The sequence below is a fragment of the Lentzea sp. NBRC 105346 genome (assembly GCF_030269605.1).
In the GTDB taxonomy this organism is placed as follows: Bacteria; Actinomycetota; Actinomycetes; order Mycobacteriales; family Pseudonocardiaceae; genus Lentzea.
This window is the reverse complement of the sequence record NZ_BSTQ01000015.1, coordinates 52,112-68,688: the sequence shown is the minus strand read 5'-3', so window position 1 is coordinate 68,688 and position 16,577 is coordinate 52,112. Positions and strand designations below refer to the sequence as shown.

The window sequence follows — 16,577 nt, the reverse complement described above, 5'->3', positions numbered from 1 at the left end:
CACCCGGCCCCCGGACTCCGAGCACTTGGTCCCGCTCGGCCCCGCTTCTCCTAGCGCGGGGAAGCGGTCCGGGGGTCGTCCTATTTCATCGCCTCGCGCACGCTGACCAAGTCGTCAACGAACTCGCGATACGCGGCGTCACGATCCGGCGCCCGCAGCACCGCCGACGGATGCACGGTCACGATCAACCGGTAGTCCTCCCGCAGCAGAACCTCACCGCGATGCTCGGTCAACTTGAACGACGAGCCCATCAGCGCCTTCGCCGCCACAGCGCCCAGGCACACGACGAGATCGGGCTTCACCCGAGAGAGCTCCGCCTCCAGCCACGGCAGACACGCGAGCACCTCGGTCCGCTTCGGCGTCTGGTGAATTCGCCGCTTGCCGCGTTCGGTGAACTTGAAGTGCTTCACCGCGTTCGTCACGTACACCTGGCCGCGGTCGATGTTCGCCTCGGCCAGGGCCTTGTCGAGCAGCCGGCCCGCAGGTCCCACGAACGGGTGACCTTTGCGATCCTCCTGGTCACCGGGCTGCTCCCCCACCATCATCACCCGCGCGTCCGGGGAGCCTTCACCGAACACGGTCTGGATGGCGCCCTGGTAGAGGTCGCAGCCGCGGCACCCGCAGGCGGCGGAACGCAGCGCCGCCAAGTCCGCCCCGGCGGGGACGAACTCGGCGGCGCTGCGCGCAGTTGAGGTCACTTGTCGTCGCGGAAGGCGTCCTTGACCTTCTCACCGGCCTGCTTGAGGGCACCCTTGGCCTTCTCGGCCTTGCCCTCGGCCTGCCACTGCTCGTTGTCGGTGGCGTCACCCATGGTCTCCTTGGCGCGCCCCTTGAGTTCCTCTGCCTTGTTCTCGAACTTGTCATCGGTACCCATGGCTAGTGGTTACCCCTGGGTTCAGGTCCAAAACGACGGGCTAAAGTGATCGCCTGCGGTTGAGAACCCAGCCGCAAGCCGGCACCGGCTTGCTCTGGGTTCTCCCGAAGCCTGTCGCGTTGCTGGCGTGCCCTACGACCAGTGACGCGAAAGGAGCCCGGCGGTGACAGAGGCCGAGGTGGCGGGGCTGCGCAAGGCACTGCAAACCCGGACGGTCATCGGGCAGGCGACCGGCTTGATCGCCGCACGTAAACCGTGCACGCCACAGCAGGCGTTCGGCCTGCTCGTGCACGTGTCGCAGCATCAGAACATCAAGCTGTACGTCGCGGCGCGCCGACTGGTCACCGCGTTCGTCGACGAGCTCCTGGGCCGGCCCGTCGCCGAGGCCGACCGGATGCTCTGGGATCACATCGACCTGACGACCGCGAACGCGTCCGACGGCACCGTCACGGTCGACCCCGACACCGACACGGACGGGGACGCCAGCAGGACCTCGATGTCCTCGTGAACGGACGACGAGGCGCCGAGGTTCGCGATCACCCGCAACGCGCCGCGGTGCAGCACGAAGCACGACGCGTGCTCCGAGACCACGAAGGAGTCCAGCCTGGGGTCGGCGAGTTCGGGATGCGTCCGCCGCAACGCGATCAGCGCTTTGTAGGTCTCGAGGTAGCTCGCGTGTGCGGCCGGCTCGGCCCAGTCCAGGCGTGACCGTTCGAAAGTGGCCGGATCCATCGGGTCCGGCACCTCGGACTCGCCCCAGCCGTGCCGGGCGAACTCGCGGCGCCGGCCGGTCCGAACCGCCTCGGCCAGCTCGGGGTCTGGGAACGAGGCGAAGAACTGCCAAGGCGTGGTGGCCGCCCACTCCTCCCCCATGAAGATCATCGGCGTGTACGGACTGGCGAACACGATGGCCGCCGCCACCAGCAGGCGTTCGTGCGACACCGAGGCGGTCAGCCGGTCGCCGGTCGCGCGGTTGCCGATCTGGTCGTGGTTCTGCAGGTAGCCGAGGAACCGATGGCCGGGCAGCCGCCGGTCCACGGGCTTGCCGTGGTGCTTGCCCCGGAACGACGACCACGTGCCCGCGTGGAAGAAGACGTCCTCCAACGTGCCCCGCAACGCGTCCGGAGCGGCGAAGTCCGCGTAGTACCCGAAGGTCTCGCCGGTCAGCGCCACGTGCAGGCAGTGGTGCAGGTCGTCGGACCACTGCGCGTGCAGCCCGAACCCGCCGCCCTCGCGCGCGGTCACGAGCCGGTCGTCGTTGAGGTCGGACTCGGCGATCAGCGTCAACGGCCGCCGCACGTGTGCGGACAGCGCCTCCACCTCGACGGCCAGTTCCTCCAGCAGGTGCACGGCCCGCCGGTCCACGAGCGCGTGCACGGCGTCCAGTCGCAGGCCGTCCACGTGGAAGTCGCGCAACCACTGCAGCGCGTTGTCGATCACGTACCGGCGGACCTCGTCGGAGTCCGGGCCGTCGAGGTTGAGTCCCGGTCCCCAGTCGTTGCGCCCGGCGAAGTACGGGCCGAACCGGTCGAGGTGGGCGCCGGACGGACCGAGGTGGTTGTAGACGACGTCCAGCAGCACGGCGAGGCCGCGGACGTGGCAGGCGTTCACGAACCGCTTGAACCCGTCCGGACCGCCGTAGGGCTCATGCACCGCACCCCACAGCACGCCGTCGTAGCCCCAGCCGTGGGTGCCGTCGAACGAGTTGACCGGCATCACCTCGACGTGCGTGACGCCCAGGTCGACCAGGTGGTCCAGCTTCTCGATCGCCGCGTCGAACGTGCCGCCCGCGGTGAACGTGCCGATGTGCAGCTCGTAGATCACGCCACCGGGCAACGCCCGGCCGGTCCACGCGTGATCGGACCATTCGAAGTCGTGTGAGTACACCCGAGAGGCTTCGTGCACGCCGTTGGGCTGCCACAGCGACCGCGGGTCCGGGTAGGCCTTGCCCTCGATCACGAACGCGTAGTCGGTGCCGGTCACGTCTGAGCGCCACCAGTCGCCGTCACGCGTCATGTCGTGGTCGTGGCCGTCCACGCGGACCTGGACCTTTTCGGGCGCCGGCGCCCACACCGAGAACGTCACACGGCCGAGGTTAGTGCCTCGGCCGTGTGCCCCGCCCCGTCAGTGGGCTCCCCTCACCAGAGGGTGCCGCCGGCAGGGATTTCGGCGCCGACCGCGAAGAAGTCGTGCCACTTCACGGCCGTACCCACGAAGGACGAGCCGTTCGACAATGCCGAATAGACGTCGGCATTGTCGCCACGGGTGAAGGTGACGATGTCGTCGCGACCGTCGCCGTTCCAGTCACCGGTGCCGGGGATCTCGCTGCCGAAGGCGAAGGCGTCGTGCCACTTCACCCCGTTGCCGACGAACGACGAGCCGTTCGACAGTGCGACGTAGGCGTCGCCCGCGCCGCCACGGGTGAACGTGGCGATGTCGTCGCGGCCGTCGGCGTTGAAGTCACCGACCGCCGGGAACTCAGCGCCGAACGCGAACGAGTCGTGCCATTTCACCGAGGTGCCGACGAACGACGACCCGTTCGACAGCGCCACATAGGCGTCGCCGGCGCCACCCCGCGTGAAGGTGACGATGTCGTCGCGGCGGTCGCCGTTGAAGTCGCCGACGAGCGGAACCTCGTTGCCCACGGCGAAGAAGTCGTGCCACTTCACCGCGGTGCCCACAAAGGACGATCCGTTGGACAGCGCCACGTAGACGTCGGCGGCCGGGCCGCGGGTGAAGGTCGCGATGTCGTCGCGGCCGTCGCCGTTGAAGTCACCGACCAGCGGCACCTCCGTGCCGAACGCGAAGGCGTCGTGCCACTTGATGCCGTTGCCGACGAACGAGGAGCCGTTCGACAACGCGACATACACGTCCCCGGCACCGCCACGCGTGAACGTCACGATGTCATCCCGGTTGTCGCCGTTGAAGTCGCCCACCATCGGGACCTCGTTGCCGAACGCGAAGGCGTCGTGCCACTTCACCGCGGTGCCGACGAACGACGAACCGTTCGACAACGCCACGTAGACATCCCCGGCACCGCCGCGCGTGAACGTCACGATGTCGTCGCGGCCGTCACCGTTGAAGTCGCCGCTCGGGCCCGCGAAGCCGTCGGTGACGGAGCCGGGCACGTTCTGGCGGACGAAGTCGTTCAGCACCTGCTCGCCGATCCGGCTGTACACGCCGGGCTTGTTCGGGCGGGCGCAGCCGTCGCCCCACGAGACGATGCCGACCTGCCTCCAGCCCCGCGGCGAGGCGCTGAGCAGCGGGCCACCCGAGTCGCCCTGGCAGCTGTCGCGGCCGCCGGCGAGCGGTCCGGCGCCGACCATGGTGGCCGGCTTGAACCGGGTGCCGTAGACGCCAGCGCCGGTCATGGTCGCGTCGGGCTGGACGGGCACGTCGACCTCGAGGAGGTCGTTGCTGCCCGCGCCGCCTTCCGAGGTGGCGCCCCAGCCCATCGTGCGCACGGTGGTGCTGGGCATCCACAGGTCGCGTTCCGCGGAGGAGGCGAACTGGATGGGCGCCTTGGTCGACGCCGAGCTGAGCCGCATCAGGGCGACGTCGAAACCGTTGGTGACGCTGCCGTTCCACTGCGGGTGGAGGCGGATCTCGGCGACCGCGCGGGTCTCACCGCCAGACCCGCCGGACAGCCGGGTCTGGCCGATCAGCGTGCTGAACTCCGACGCGGTGTGCCCCTGCATGCAGTGCGCCGCCGTCAGGATCCAGTTCGGGTCGATCAGCGTGCCGCCACACCAGTGGCTGAACACACCGGGTCTGGAGATGGAGACCATCCAGGGGTATGCGTTCGTAGGAGCGGGGCTACCGCCGATGATGCGAGGCTCGTCCGCCTGTGCTTGTGCGGTGAGCCCGGTACTCACCGCGGCCATCGCCGCCAGCACCGCCAGCGATCTCTTGAGCAGTCTCACTTGCCGACTCCCCCTTGCGTTGTTGAGCGAATCCTTCGGTTCGGACCGTGCCGTCCGGCGGAATCGGTGTCGCCGATCTCGACCAACTTCGACCAGAACCCGGTGACAGCAAGGGGCCGGTCCCCCTAGCGTTCTGCGCGACAACCGAATGAGGGGGCGGCGCGTGGCCCGAGGGGTTCTCGTCCGGCCGGTCGGTGATCCGCCGAGTCCGCAGGGGGCGCGGACGTTCGAGGATCTCGCCGGGCGGCTGCGGGCGTTGAAGTCGTGGTCGGGGTTGAGCTATCACGAGATCCACCGGCGGGTGGTGGCTTTCCGGCGCGGCCGGGGAATCGCGGAAATTCCCGCCTACAACACGGTTTTCCGCTGTTTCCAGCCTGGGCGCACTCGCCTGGACGTGGAGCTGGTCGTCCAGATCGCGTTGGTGCTACTGGGTGACGACTCCGCCAGTGCCGCCGAGTGGCGGCTGGCGCACCAGGTGATCACCGGAGTCGCGACCGAGGCCGAGATCGTGCGCGTCACCGGCACGCTGCCCGACGACATCCACGTGTTCACCGGGCGGGACAAGGAAATCCGAGCGATCCTCGACGCGCCGGGCGTGGTCGTGATCGAGGGCATGGCGGGGGTCGGAAAAACGAAACTCGCCGTGCACGCGGCACATCGGCATCCCGCCGAGCTGCGGCTCGTGGTCAACCTGCGGGGTTACGACCGCGATCGGCCGCCCGCCGATCCGGCCGCGGTGCTGGACGGGTTCCTGCGCCACCTCGGCGTGCCCGGCGACCGCATCCACGGCCTGGACCTCGCCGGTCGCACCCGCGAGTACCGCAAGCTGCTCGCGGGCCGCAAGGCGTTGGTACTGCTGGACAACGCGGTGACCGAGGACCAGGTCCGGCCGTTGCTGCCGGAGCACCCGTCGAGCCTGGTGCTGGTGACCACGCGGCGCACCCTGCCGGGTCTGCCCGACGCGCGCCGCGTCGCGCTGAGCGTGTTCCCGCCTGCCGAGGCACTGGAGTTGTTGCGCCGCACGGCGGGCGCGGGCCGTGTGGACGCCGACCCGGCGACCGCGGACGTGATCGGCGAGCTGGTCGGTCGCCTGCCGCTGGCGCTGGGCCTGGTGGCCGGCATGATCGCCGAACGCCCCGGCTGGTCGTTGTCCGATCACCTGGACCGGCTGCTGGAACGGCATCAACATCAGCATCTGGACAGCGGTGTCGAGGTCGCGCTGGACCTGTCCTACCGCGCTCTTTCGGCTCCTCATCAGCGAACGTTCCGGCTCGCCGCACTGCACCCCGGCCCCGACCTCGACTGTCACGCCGCGGCGGCGCTGGCGGGCATCTCCTCCGATGTCGCGCGGCGCCACCTCGACGATCTGCTGGCCGACCACCTGTTGCAGCTGAAGGCGCCCGGCCGGTACGAACTGCACGACCTCGTGCGCGTGTATGCGAGCGCCCGCGTGGTCGACGAGGAGCCGACGTCGGCGCAGCGGGAAGCGCTTACCCGCCTGTTCGACCACTACCTGCACACCGCGGCGGCGACCCGTGCCGTGCTGAATCCCGCCGAGCAGCGCCGAAGACCCGCGCTCGCTTCGCGTGCGGAGTTCACCGTCGCCTCGGCCACGGCGTGGCTCGAGGCCGAGCACACCAACCTGGTCGCGGTCACCGACTGCACCGCGCGCCGCGGCTGGCACACCCACACGTTGCAACTGATGGCGGTGCTGGCCAAGTACCTCGACTCCACCGGCAGGCACAGCGACGCGATCACCATCTACCACCACGCCGCGCGGGCCGCTTCGCTTCTGGGCGACCGCATCGGTGAAGGCACGGCGCTGCACAACCTGGGTCGCGTCCACTGGCGGCTCGGCCGGCACCACACCGCGCTCTCCTACTTCGAGCAGGCCCTGGTCATCCACCGAGAGGTCGGCAACCTGACGGGCGAGGCCGACGCGATCAACAACATGGGCAACGTCAACCAGCGGCTCGGCCACTACCCGCTGGCCCTTCGCCTGTACGAGGAGGCCCTCGCTTTGCGGTGCGCCGCGGGCGACCGGGTCGGTGAGGGCGCCACGCGCGGCAACATCGGCATCATCCACCACCGCACGGGCCGTTTCGCTCTCGCGCTGGACCACTACCGGCAGGCGCTCGTGATCCGCCGCGAGGTCGGCGACCGCGAGGGCGAGGGCGCGTTGCTCGCCAACATCGCCGAGACCCACCAGTGCACCGGGCACTTCACGCAGGCCCGTGCGTACTACGAGGAGGCGCTCGAAATCTTCCGCTCGCTGCAGGACCGCTCCAACCAGTCCTACGCCCTGGCCTACCTAGCCCAGGTGGAGCACGAGCTGGGTCTCTCCACTCTGTCTCTGGAGCACCACGAGTCGGCCCTGGCTCTGGCGCGCGAGGTAGGCGAACGCAGCGTAGAAACGGAGGCCCTGAACCGCTACGCCGAAACCCTGACGGCCTTGGGTCGCCCTGCCGAGGCACTCCCCCTGCACACCGCGGCACTGGACCTGGCCGACCAAACAGGCATCCGCTTCGAAAAGGCCCGAGCCCTGGAGGGCCTAGCCAATGCCTTACGCCAAACCGGCCGCCCAGACCAGGCCCGCAGACACCAACAACGAGCCCTAACCCTATACACAGAACTAAACGTCCCCCGCCGCCCGAACTAAGCAGCCCCCAATTCCAGCCTACCGACGCGCTCTGACAATCCCGCTGGTCACGCGGCCGCGCGACCTGAGCAGCCCCCGAATCAAGCCTAGCGGCGACCCCTGACAATCCCGCGAGTCCCACGTTCCCGACCCGCGAGTCCCACCTTCCGGACCCCCGAGTTTGACGCTCCGGCCGTCCACGAACTCCACGTTTCCGCGCGAGTCCTCAACTCAACCCCGGCGAGTCCACAGTTCAGCCCGCGTGTTGCCCAGCCAACCCCGCCGTGTCGCCCACTCAGCCCCAGCGGGTTGACCGGTCAACCCTCCAGCGAGGGCCACGGGTCAGGGCGCCGGCCGTCCACGAACGCTCGGGCGGCCCCGGCCGTCCGGCAGATCTCCATCATGAAGTCGACCAGCGCGTCCCGCCGCGTCGCGTCCTCCTGCTCGTTCAGCTCCATGATGAGCAGGTCGACCATCGTGTCGAGCACGCACGCGGTGTTCGACACGGCGTCGCGCATCGCGGCGACGGCGGCGCTGCGCGACAGCCAGCGGTCCATCGCCCGCACCCGCTCCTCGGGTGTCAGCGTGTCGAGCTCGGCCCGGTGCTCGTCACTCAGCACCTCGTAGTGGTCCCACAAACCCATACCGCCGCCACGTCCCGCGCCCCCGGCGCGGTTCAACGGGACAGCAGAGCTATTGGATACACATCCAGCAAGCGACCCAATTCCGCCTGAGCCGGGCGCCCGGTGAGCACGTCTGTCCAGGACCCAGGAGGCAGCGGCAGCACGGTGTCCTGCCACCCCGTGCGTGCCAGGGTCAGCGGCAGCCGCGTCGCTACCGTGATCACGTCACCCCGCTGGAACGCCACCAGATGAGACGCGGCCGGACCTGAAGCCTGCAGCGGGCGGTACCCGCGCATAAGAGACCGCAGCTGCAGCGCGCGGTGCACGGCCAGCAGCTTCGCGGCACCCGTCGAGTCCACGGGCGGCACCCAGCCGGACTCGATGCGTTCCAGCAACGACGACCGCACAGCGAAGTCCACCGGACGGCGGTTGTCCGGGTCCACCAGCGAGAAGTCCCACAGCTCGGTGCCCTGGTAGACGTCCGGCACACCGGGCGCGGTCAGCTGGACCAGCTTCTGCCCCAACGAGTTCGACCACCCGTCCGGTGTGATCCGCTCGGCGAACGCGGCGACCTCGTCACCCACCGATGCCAGCATCCGCGAAGGCCACTCCTTCACGAGAGCGTCGAACTCGGCGTTGCGGTCCACCCACGACGTCGCGATCTTGGCTTCACGGGACGCCTTCTCCAGGTACTGCTGCAGCCGCTCAACGGAGATCGGCCACGCCCCGAGCACCGTCTGCCACGCCAGTGCGTTCAACGACGGCTCGGGCAGGCCGCACACCGACGTCCAGCGCGACACAGATTCCAGGTACTCGGCCGGGATCTCCGACAGCACGGCCAGCCGCGCGCGGACGTCCTCGGAGCGCTTGGTGTCGTGCGTCGACAGCGTCGTCATCGACCGCGGCCACGCGGCCTCGCGGTGGGCCGCGCGCTGGTGGAACTCCTCGACCGACATCCCGAAGCGGTCCGGCGAGCCGCCTACCTCGTTCAACGCCACGAAGTTGGTGTAGCGGTAGAACGTCGTGTCCTCGGTGCCCTTCGCGACGACCATGCCGGACGTCTGCTGGATCCGGGTCGCCAGCTCGCCGTGCGGATCGGCGCGCACCTGCTCGTCGAGTGAGCGCACGGCCGGACCGTCCGACAGCGCGACGGCCAGCTCCCAGTTCGCGAGGCCCTCCGGCAGGTACGAGCGGTAGACCGGGAAGTTGACCATCACGTCGGCGACGGCCGCGCAGGCGTCCTCGAACGGGACACCCTTCACCAGGGCGGCGATCCGGCGCACCTCGGCGACCAGCATCGTGTCCGTCACCAGGCGCCGCGCCTCGTGCTCGACGGCGTGGAAGTCGCCGTCGAAATGCGGCGCCGCCAGCGGGTCGATGAACAGGCCGCAGACCTCGCGCAACGCGTCGTAGCCGGTGGTGCCGTCCACCGGCCACGACTGCGGCAGGTCCTCGTCCGGCCCGAGGATCTTCTCGACGACGATCCAGCCGTCGGTACGGGAACGCAACGCGCGGAAGTACGCACCGGGATCGGCCAGCCCGTCCGGGTGGTCGACGCGCAGGCCGGAAACACCCCACCGCAGCACCTCGTCGTGCGTCGCGGCGAACACCTCCGGGTCCTCGACGCGCACAGCCGCCAGTTCGGTGATGTCGAAGAACCGCCGGTAGTTCAGCTCGGTGTTGCCACGCCGCCAGTCGACCTTGCGGTGGTGGTCGTACTCCTCCTCCGCCGCGCCCTCGGCCAGCACGGGCAGCAGCACTCGGCCGGACGACCAGTCGATGTCGAAGTACTTGGCGTAGGCCGACTTCTCGCCGTGCTCCAGCACGTCGTCCCACCACGGGTTGGGCACCGCCATGTGGTTGGGCACGATGTCGACGACCAGCCCCATTCCCCGCGAGGCCAAGGCTTCCTGCAACGCGACGCGCCCCGCGTCACCGCCGAGCTCGGGCCGCGCACGCGTCGGGTCGACCACGTCATAGCCGTGCGTCGAACCGGGCCGCGCGTCGAGCATCGGCGAGGCGTACAACGCGCCGATCCCCAGGCGCCGCAGGTAGTCGACCACCGATACCGCGGCCTGAAAGGTGAACGAAGGGGTGAACTGGATCCGATACGTCGACGAAGGCGTCATCCGACGCGCTCCAGCACGACGAGCGAACGCGCGGGCACGGTCAGGTGGCCGGAACAGGGGATCAACTCACCGCCGTCGCCGACCTTGCCGGTAGCCGTGTCGACCACGACCGTCCACTCCGGACCGTAGTCGGCGTCCGGCAGCGTGACCCGGATGTCCTCGTGGTGGGCGTTGAACGCCAGCAGGAACGAGTCGTCGATCACCCGCATGCCGCGCTGGTCCAGGTCCGGGATGCCCTCGCCGTTGAGGAACACGACGATCGAGCGGCCGAAGTCGTTGCCCCAGTCCTGCTCGGTCATCTCCTCGCCCTCGGGCGTGAACCACGCGATGTCGCGCAGTTCCTCGCCCTTGCGGATGGGCTTGCCCTGGAAGAACCTCCGCCGCCGGAACACCGGGTGCGCCTTGCGGAACGCGGCGAGCGCGCTGGTGAACTCGAGGAGGTCCTTGTTCGTCTCGGCCAGCGACCAGTCGACCCAGGAGACCTCGTTGTCCTGGCAGTAGGCGTTGTTGTTGCCCTGCTGCGAACGCGCGAACTCGTCGCCGTGCAACAGCATCGGCACACCCTGCGACAGCAACAGCGTCGCGAGCATGTTGCGCCGCTGCCGGGCCCGCAGCTCCAGCACTTCAGGGTCGTTGGTCGGCCCCTCGGCGCCGCAGTTCCACGACCGGTTGTCGTCGTGGCCGTCCCGGCCGTCCTCGCCGTTGGCCTCGTTGTGCTTCTCGTTGTACGACACCAGGTCGTTGAGCGTGAATCCGTCGTGCGCGGTGACGAAGTTGATCGACGCGTACGGCCGCCGCCCGTCCTGCTGGTAGAGGTCCGACGAGCCGGTGATGCGCGACGCGAACTCACCGAGGGTCGCCGGCTCACCACGCCAGAAGTCACGCACTGTGTCGCGGTACTTGCCGTTCCACTCCGTCCACAGTGGAGGGAAGTTGCCGACCTGGTAACCACCGGGGCCGACGTCCCACGGCTCCGCGATCAGCTTCACCTGCGACACCGTCGGGTCCTGCTGCACCAGGTCGAAGAACGTGGCCAGCTTGTCGACGTCGTAGAACTCGCGGGCGAGCGCCGCGGCGAGGTCGAACCGGAAGCCGTCGACGTGCATCTCGCTGACCCAGTAGCGCAGCGAGTCCATGATCAGCTGCAGGGTGTGCGGGCTGCGCACGTTCAACGAGTTACCGGTGCCCGTGTAGTCCATGTAGAACTTGGGCTCGTCGTCGACGAGCCGGTAGTACGCCTCGTTGTCGATGCCGCGCATGGACAACGTCGGCCCGAGGTGGTTGCCCTCGGCGGTGTGGTTGTAGACCACGTCGAGGATGACCTCGATGTTCGCCTCGTGCAGGGCCCGGACCATGCCCTTGAACTCCTGCACCTGGTTCGCCTGCTCGGGCATGGCGGCGTACGCGTCGTGCGGCGCGAAGAACCCGATCGTGTTGTAGCCCCAGTAGTTGCTGAGCCGGCGCTGTGACAGCGCGTGGTCGGTGACGAACTGGTGCACCGGCATCAGCTCGACGGCCGTGACACCGAGCTGCTGGAAGTGCTCGATCATCACCGGGTGCGCGAGGCCCGCGTAGGTGCCGCGCAGCCGCGGCGGGATCTCCGGGTGGTCGATCGTGAGGCCCTTCACGTGCGCCTCGTAGATCACCGACTCGTTGTACGGCGTCCGCGGCGGACGGTCGGTCGACCAGTCGAAGAAGGGGCTCACGACGACCGAGAGCGGCACGTGGCCGGCGGAGTCGGTGTCGTTGCGCTCGTCGGGGTCGCCGAACGTGTAGCCGAACAGCGACTCGTTCCAGGCGATGCCGTTGCTGATCGCCTTGGCGTACGGGTCGATGAGCAACTTGTTGGGGTTGCAACGCTTTCCGCGATCGGGGTCGTACGGTCCGTGCACGCGGTAGCCGTACTTCTGACCGGGTCCCACGCCCAGCAGGTAGCCGTGGTGGACGAAGCCGTCCACCTCCGGCAGCCTGATCCGTGTCTCGGTCCCGTCGTCGTCGAAGAGACAGAGCTCGACGTAGTCCGCGACCTCGGAGAACAGGGTGAAGTTGGTGCCGACGCCGTCGTACGTGGCGCCCAGCGGATAGGGCGTTCCGGGCCAGGGCCGCACAATGCTCCTCACAAGCTGCGTGGGTTCTCCAGACCCTAGTACCCGGTCACCCGCCTGACATCACGCCCTTTCGTGCGCCAGTGCCAGCTGTCCGCGCGCGGCCGTGAGCAGCGTGCGGGCTTCTTGGATCTCGCAGTACCTCAAGTGCTCACACGCCGCCTCGGCGCACGCCAGCGCCTGCAGCAGCGCGAGGTTGTCCACGTCGGAACGCGCGTTCTGCAGCGCGTCGCGGAGCGACTCCTCCGCGCGCCGTGCCCCGACCACCGGGTCGCCGAGCGCCGCGGGACGAACCGCGGCCAGCACTCGCTCGACGGCCAGTTCCAGCACCGCAGTGGGAGTCTGCGTGCTCACGGCTGAACTCATTGAAAACGCCACCTCCAATGTCTCCGCCGGGTGACGGAATTACAGTACTCCGCGGACCCCTCGCCCGCAGTAACGTGCATGTTTCGTCTCATCGGTCCCTCACCCGCAACGGCCGGACAACGGACCTGACTCGCGAGAAGAACTCGTCCAGCGGTACCGGGAGTGGAATTCTCCAGTTCGGGTACTCGTCGATCGTGCCCGGCAGGTTCGGCTGGCGGGTCTCACCCAGCGCGTCCTGCGGTGAGGTCAGCACGAGCGCGCACGGCGCCTGCGCCAGCAGGGCGTGCGCCCCCTCGACCGGGTCGGCGGGGTCGAGCCCCTCGGCGGCCATGAGCTCGCCGAAGTCCGGGTGCTCGCTCAGATAGGTGGCGGCGGTCGGCAGGTCATGCGTGGAGATGCTGGCCATCGCGTGCTGGTTCCACTGCCTCGGCGGGACGATCGGGTGGCCGGGCGCGTCCCAGTCACGCTGGAACCACAGCACCGCCGAGGTCAGCATCCCGTTCTCCTGCAACGTCTTCGTGACGACCGGTTCGACGGTGCCCAAATCCTCGCCGACGACCACGGCACCCGCCCGGTGCGCCTCGAGCGCGAGGACGCCGAGCATCGCGTCCGCGTCGTAGTACACGTAGGTGCCGCGGCTCGGCGGCTCGCCCTCGGGGATCCACCAGAGGCGCCACAGCCCGGCCACGTGGTCGATGCGGATGCCGTCGCCGTGCCTGAGCACGCTGCGCAGCACCTGGACGAACGGCGCATAGCCGGTCTCGGCGAGCTTGTCCGGCCGCCACGGCGGCAGGTTCCAGTCCTGGCCGTCCTTCGCGAACGCGTCCGGTGGCGCGCCGACCGTGGCCCTGGCGTAGACGCTTCGCTGCGCCCACGTGTCCGCGCCGCCGGGGTGCACGCCGACCGGCAGGTCGTGGATGACGCCGACCGCCATGCCCGCCTCGTGCGCGGCCAGCCGCACCTCGTCGAGCTGCGCGATGCACAGGTGCTGCAGCCAGGCGTGGAAACGGATTCTCTCGCTACTCGCCGTGGCCGTTTCCGGGTTTTGTTGCCGAGCCGGCCATTGCCGCCAGTCGGGGCCTTCCGTTTCCGCGATCGCGCAAAAAGTCGCGAAAGTTCGGAGGTCTTCGTCCATCTCCTGCGGTTCGTCGCGCCACAACAGTTCGAGCGCTTTTCGTTTCGCGTCCCAGATCTCGTCGTAGTCGATCAGCTCGCGGTTCGGCGGTTTCAGCGCGTCGACTTTCCGGCGTGTTTCCTCGTCGGCCGTCAGATAGGCGGACGTGTCCGATATGCGCAGGTACAACGGGTTGGCGTAGCGGCGGCTGCTGGGCGAGTACGGCGAGCGCTCGACGGGGTGCGTGGGGCTGATCGCCTGCACCGGGTTGACCAGCAGGACGCCCGCGTCGAGCTCCAGGCTCGACCTCCGGGCGATCGTCGCGAGGTCGCAGAAGTCGCCCATGCCCCACGATTCATCGGATCTCGCGGCGTAGAGCTGGAGCATCCAGCCCCACGCCCGCGGCACGTCGGGCAGCCTGCGCGGCGCGACGGCGAGCGTGATCTCCTGGTCTTTCGTCACGATCCGGTGCCAGCCGAGCGGCAGGTCCTCCGGCAGGTGCCGCCCGGTCCGGCGTTCGGTGCCGTCCTCCAGATGGACGACGGCCGGGCCCTTCAGGTCCGCGGTCTCCCCTTCGCGCAACACGATCGTCGGCGGCAACTCGGGTTTCGGCGCGTCCGCGCGGAGCTCTCGCAAGATCGCTTCGACGACGTCGGAGTCGACTTCGACGCGACGCTGCTCGGCGTTCTCGTAATGGGTTGCCACGCCGTGTGCCTCGGCCAGGCGGCGCAGCTGTTCATCCACGGGATAAAGCTATGTCACAGGTGACGTCGCATAGCCAGAGTAAATGGTCCCTGGTCACCCGGATGGGGCAGGTTCTAAGTGAGTGCGACCACAGCGTCGACCTCGACGAGGAATTCCGGCTGCACGAGCGCGGAGACCTCCACGAGCGTGCTCGCCGGGGTGTGGTCGCCCATCAGCTCGCGGCGGATGTCGCGGATCGTCTGCACCTCGGAGGCGTCCAGCACGTACCAGCCGAGCTTCACGACGTCGCCCCAGCCGGCGCCCAGCTCGGTGATCACGTGGTGCAGGTTGGTCAGCACCTGGCGGGTCTGCGCGGCGAGGTCGTCCACCCCGACGACCTTGCCCTCGTCGTCGACCGAGATCTGGCCGGACACGAACGCGAGCCGCCCGGACGCGACGACGGCGTGGGAGTACCTGGTGGACGCGGCGAGGCCGGGCACGTCGGTCAGACGATCTTCGATGGGCATGGTCAGACCCTAGCGGTCGAGTTGCGGACGACGAGCCGGATCGGCTGGTCGGCCGGTTCGATCTCACCGCCGCGGATCAACGTCAGCAGGTCCGCGACCGCGTGCTCGCCCTGTTCGCGGTGCGCACCCTCGACGGCGGTCAGCCCGACCACGCGCGTGATCTCCTGCCCGTCCAGGCTGACGATCGACATGTCATCCGGGATCACCCGCCCGTCCCGTTGCATGCGCAGGAAGATCCCGACCGCCGCCGCACCGCTGGAACTGATCACCGCGGTCGGCAGGCGCGGGCCGTCGAGCAGCACGTCGACCACCTGCTCGCCGCCGTCGACCGTCGGCGAGCACCAGACCGTCCACTCTGGAGGGACGTCGAGCCCGGCCTTCGTCAGGATCTCGTCGTACTCCTCGTCGATCCCGTCGGCGAGGACGAGCGCGACGTCGCGATGCCCGAGCTGCATCAGGTGGTCGACGGCGACCTTGACCGAGTCGCGCAGGTCCGTGTCGTCCACGGTCACCGTCGGCACGCCGAGGTCGTCGATGCTCGCTTGCTCGGACTCGGTGAGGGTGAGCTTCAGCAGCAGCACACCGTCGACGCGACGCCCGAGCGGGTTGGCGTTGAAGAAGTGGCTCCTGGAACTTTCGTCGCCCAACACGTAGAGCAGCACGTCGTAGCCCGCCTGCCGCAACGCGCCCTCGGCACCCGCCAAGAGGGGACTCACCGTCGAGGTGAGCACGGCGATGGCGTACCGTCGGCCGCCGGCAAGGCTGGACGCGTCCCGCGCGATCGCGTACTTCATCCGCTTCGCGACTTCGCTGACGTGCCGGCGGGTCGCCTCGGAGACCCCCGGCTCACCGCGCAGAGCGCGCGATACCGTCGCAGCCGACACCCCCGCGGCCTTCGCCACATCGGACATGCTGGTCACGGGACCGAGCGTATTGGAGTTCCATGAAGGCCGGCGACCTCGCCCCCGACTTCACCCTGCCCGACCAGCACAACCAGCTGTGCTCCCTCTCGGAACTGCTCAGCGGCGGACCCGTGGTGTTGTTCTTCTACCCGGCCGCGATGACCTCCGGCTGCACCGCAGAGACGTGCCACTTCCGCGATCTCGCCGCGGACTTCCGCGCGGTCGGCGCGCAGCGCGTCGGCATCAGCCGCGACACGGTCGGGCGCCAGCACCGCTTCTCCGACGCGCACGAGGTCGGCTTCCCGCTGCTGTCCGACTCCGACGGTCTGGTCGCCGAGCAGTTCGGCGTGAAGCGGCGGTTCGGGCCGCTGCCGGTGAAGCGGCACACCTTCGTGATCGACCGCGACCGGACCGTTCTCGAGGTCATCAAGTCGGAGTTCAACATGCACGCTCACGCCGACAAGGCGTTGCAGGTGTTGCACGCGCGCGCCGCGCGGTAGCCGGTCTAGTCGGAGAGCGGTTGACCACGCTTCCGGCGGCGACGCTCTGCGCTGTGGTCCGCCAGTTGAGGTCGTTGATCAGGAGCCGGCCCTGACCGGACCTCCAGGAGCAGTTACAGCCCGGCTGCCTGCATGGTGTCCTGCGCCTCCTGGTGAATCTTGCCGACGACGTCCGGCACTGTGCACGTCATC

Annotated in this window: 14 protein-coding genes; 3 read left to right on the top strand and 11 right to left on the bottom strand. The window is 69.0% G+C overall.

Annotation, left to right across the window (positions count from 1 at the left end):
- Window positions 1-80: 80 nt before the first annotated feature.
- Entirely contained in the window at window positions 81-698 is a 618-nt protein-coding gene (locus QSK35_RS28855) for a UdgX family uracil-DNA binding protein (protein ID WP_285750689.1), read from the bottom strand.
- Window positions 695-874: a CsbD family protein gene (locus QSK35_RS28850; protein ID WP_285750688.1), complete on the bottom strand. Its 180-nt coding sequence runs from the start codon at window positions 872-874 to the stop codon at window positions 695-697. Before QSK35_RS28850 ends, QSK35_RS28855 begins: the two co-directional genes overlap by 4 nt.
- Window positions 875-1,037: 163 nt before the next feature.
- On the opposite strand from QSK35_RS28850, the gene QSK35_RS28845 reads away from it, so the two are divergent.
- Window positions 1,038-1,382 (top strand): ANTAR domain-containing protein, encoded by a 345-nt coding sequence (locus QSK35_RS28845; protein WP_285750687.1) that lies wholly within the window; start codon window positions 1,038-1,040, stop codon window positions 1,380-1,382.
- Here QSK35_RS28845 and treZ read toward each other — a convergent pair.
- Window positions 1,280-2,959, bottom strand: a complete 1,680-nt coding sequence (gene treZ, locus QSK35_RS28840; protein WP_285750686.1) for a malto-oligosyltrehalose trehalohydrolase — start codon at window positions 2,957-2,959, stop codon at window positions 1,280-1,282. The two genes, QSK35_RS28845 and treZ, sit on opposite strands and share 103 nt — an antisense overlap.
- Window positions 2,960-3,012: 53 nt before the next feature.
- Window positions 3,013-4,797, bottom strand: coding sequence for a trypsin-like serine protease (locus tag QSK35_RS28835; protein ID WP_285750685.1), 1,785 nt, complete (start codon window positions 4,795-4,797; stop codon window positions 3,013-3,015).
- 163 nt (window positions 4,798-4,960) lie between these two features.
- Between QSK35_RS28835 and QSK35_RS28830 the strand changes: the two genes are divergently transcribed.
- Window positions 4,961-7,456, top strand: a complete 2,496-nt coding sequence (locus QSK35_RS28830) for a tetratricopeptide repeat protein (protein ID WP_285750684.1) — start codon at window positions 4,961-4,963, stop codon at window positions 7,454-7,456.
- Window positions 7,457-7,752: 296 nt separating this feature from the next.
- Here the strand turns inward: QSK35_RS28830 and QSK35_RS28825 are convergent, their stop codons facing one another.
- From QSK35_RS28825 to QSK35_RS28795, 7 genes are all read right to left on the bottom strand, one after another.
- Window positions 7,753-8,079 (bottom strand): hypothetical protein, encoded by a 327-nt coding sequence (locus QSK35_RS28825; protein ID WP_285750683.1) that lies wholly within the window; start codon window positions 8,077-8,079, stop codon window positions 7,753-7,755.
- 32 nt (window positions 8,080-8,111) lie between these two features.
- Entirely contained in the window at window positions 8,112-10,187 is a 2,076-nt protein-coding gene (gene treY, locus QSK35_RS28820) for a malto-oligosyltrehalose synthase (protein WP_285750682.1), read from the bottom strand.
- On the bottom strand, window positions 10,184-12,295 hold the full coding sequence (gene glgX / locus QSK35_RS28815) for a glycogen debranching protein GlgX (protein ID WP_285750681.1): 2,112 nt from the start codon (window positions 12,293-12,295) through the stop codon (window positions 10,184-10,186). Before glgX ends, treY begins: the two co-directional genes overlap by 4 nt.
- 60 nt (window positions 12,296-12,355) lie before the next feature.
- A complete protein-coding gene (locus QSK35_RS28810) occupies window positions 12,356-12,646 on the bottom strand; it encodes a hypothetical protein (protein ID WP_285750680.1) in 291 nt (96 codons plus the stop codon).
- A gap of 100 nt (window positions 12,647-12,746) precedes the next feature.
- The gene (locus tag QSK35_RS28805; RefSeq protein WP_285750679.1) at window positions 12,747-14,516 is read right to left on the bottom strand and encodes a 4-alpha-glucanotransferase; all 1,770 of its coding nucleotides are present in this window, start codon (window positions 14,514-14,516) and stop codon (window positions 12,747-12,749) included.
- Between the two features lie 74 nt (window positions 14,517-14,590).
- Entirely contained in the window at window positions 14,591-14,983 is a 393-nt protein-coding gene (locus QSK35_RS28800; RefSeq protein ID WP_285750678.1) for a RidA family protein, read from the bottom strand.
- 2 nt (window positions 14,984-14,985) lie between these two features.
- Window positions 14,986-15,894, bottom strand: a complete 909-nt coding sequence (locus QSK35_RS28795) for a LacI family DNA-binding transcriptional regulator (protein ID WP_285750876.1) — start codon at window positions 15,892-15,894, stop codon at window positions 14,986-14,988.
- A gap of 32 nt (window positions 15,895-15,926) precedes the next feature.
- Here QSK35_RS28795 and QSK35_RS28790 point away from each other — a divergent pair, with 32 nt between their 5' ends.
- Entirely contained in the window at window positions 15,927-16,385 is a 459-nt protein-coding gene (locus tag QSK35_RS28790) for a peroxiredoxin (RefSeq protein ID WP_285750677.1), read from the top strand.
- Window positions 16,386-16,577 lie beyond the last annotated feature (192 nt).

Bases quoted from the DNA above. Each gene is read 5' to 3' on its own strand.
- QSK35_RS28800 (WP_285750678.1), bottom strand. From the start codon at position 14,983: ATGCCCATCGAAGATCGTCTGACCGACGTGCCCGGCCTCGCCGCGTCC.
- QSK35_RS28795 (WP_285750876.1), bottom strand. From the start codon at position 15,894: ATGTCCGATGTGGCGAAGGCCGCGGGGGTGTCGGCTGCGACGGTATCG.
- QSK35_RS28790 (WP_285750677.1), top strand. From the start codon at position 15,927: ATGAAGGCCGGCGACCTCGCCCCCGACTTCACCCTGCCCGACCAGCAC.
- treY (WP_285750682.1), bottom strand. From the start codon at position 10,187: ATGACGCCTTCGTCGACGTATCGGATCCAGTTCACCCCTTCGTTCACC.
- QSK35_RS28850 (WP_285750688.1), bottom strand. From the start codon at position 874: ATGGGTACCGATGACAAGTTCGAGAACAAGGCAGAGGAACTCAAGGGG.
- QSK35_RS28825 (WP_285750683.1), bottom strand. From the start codon at position 8,079: ATGGGTTTGTGGGACCACTACGAGGTGCTGAGTGACGAGCACCGGGCC.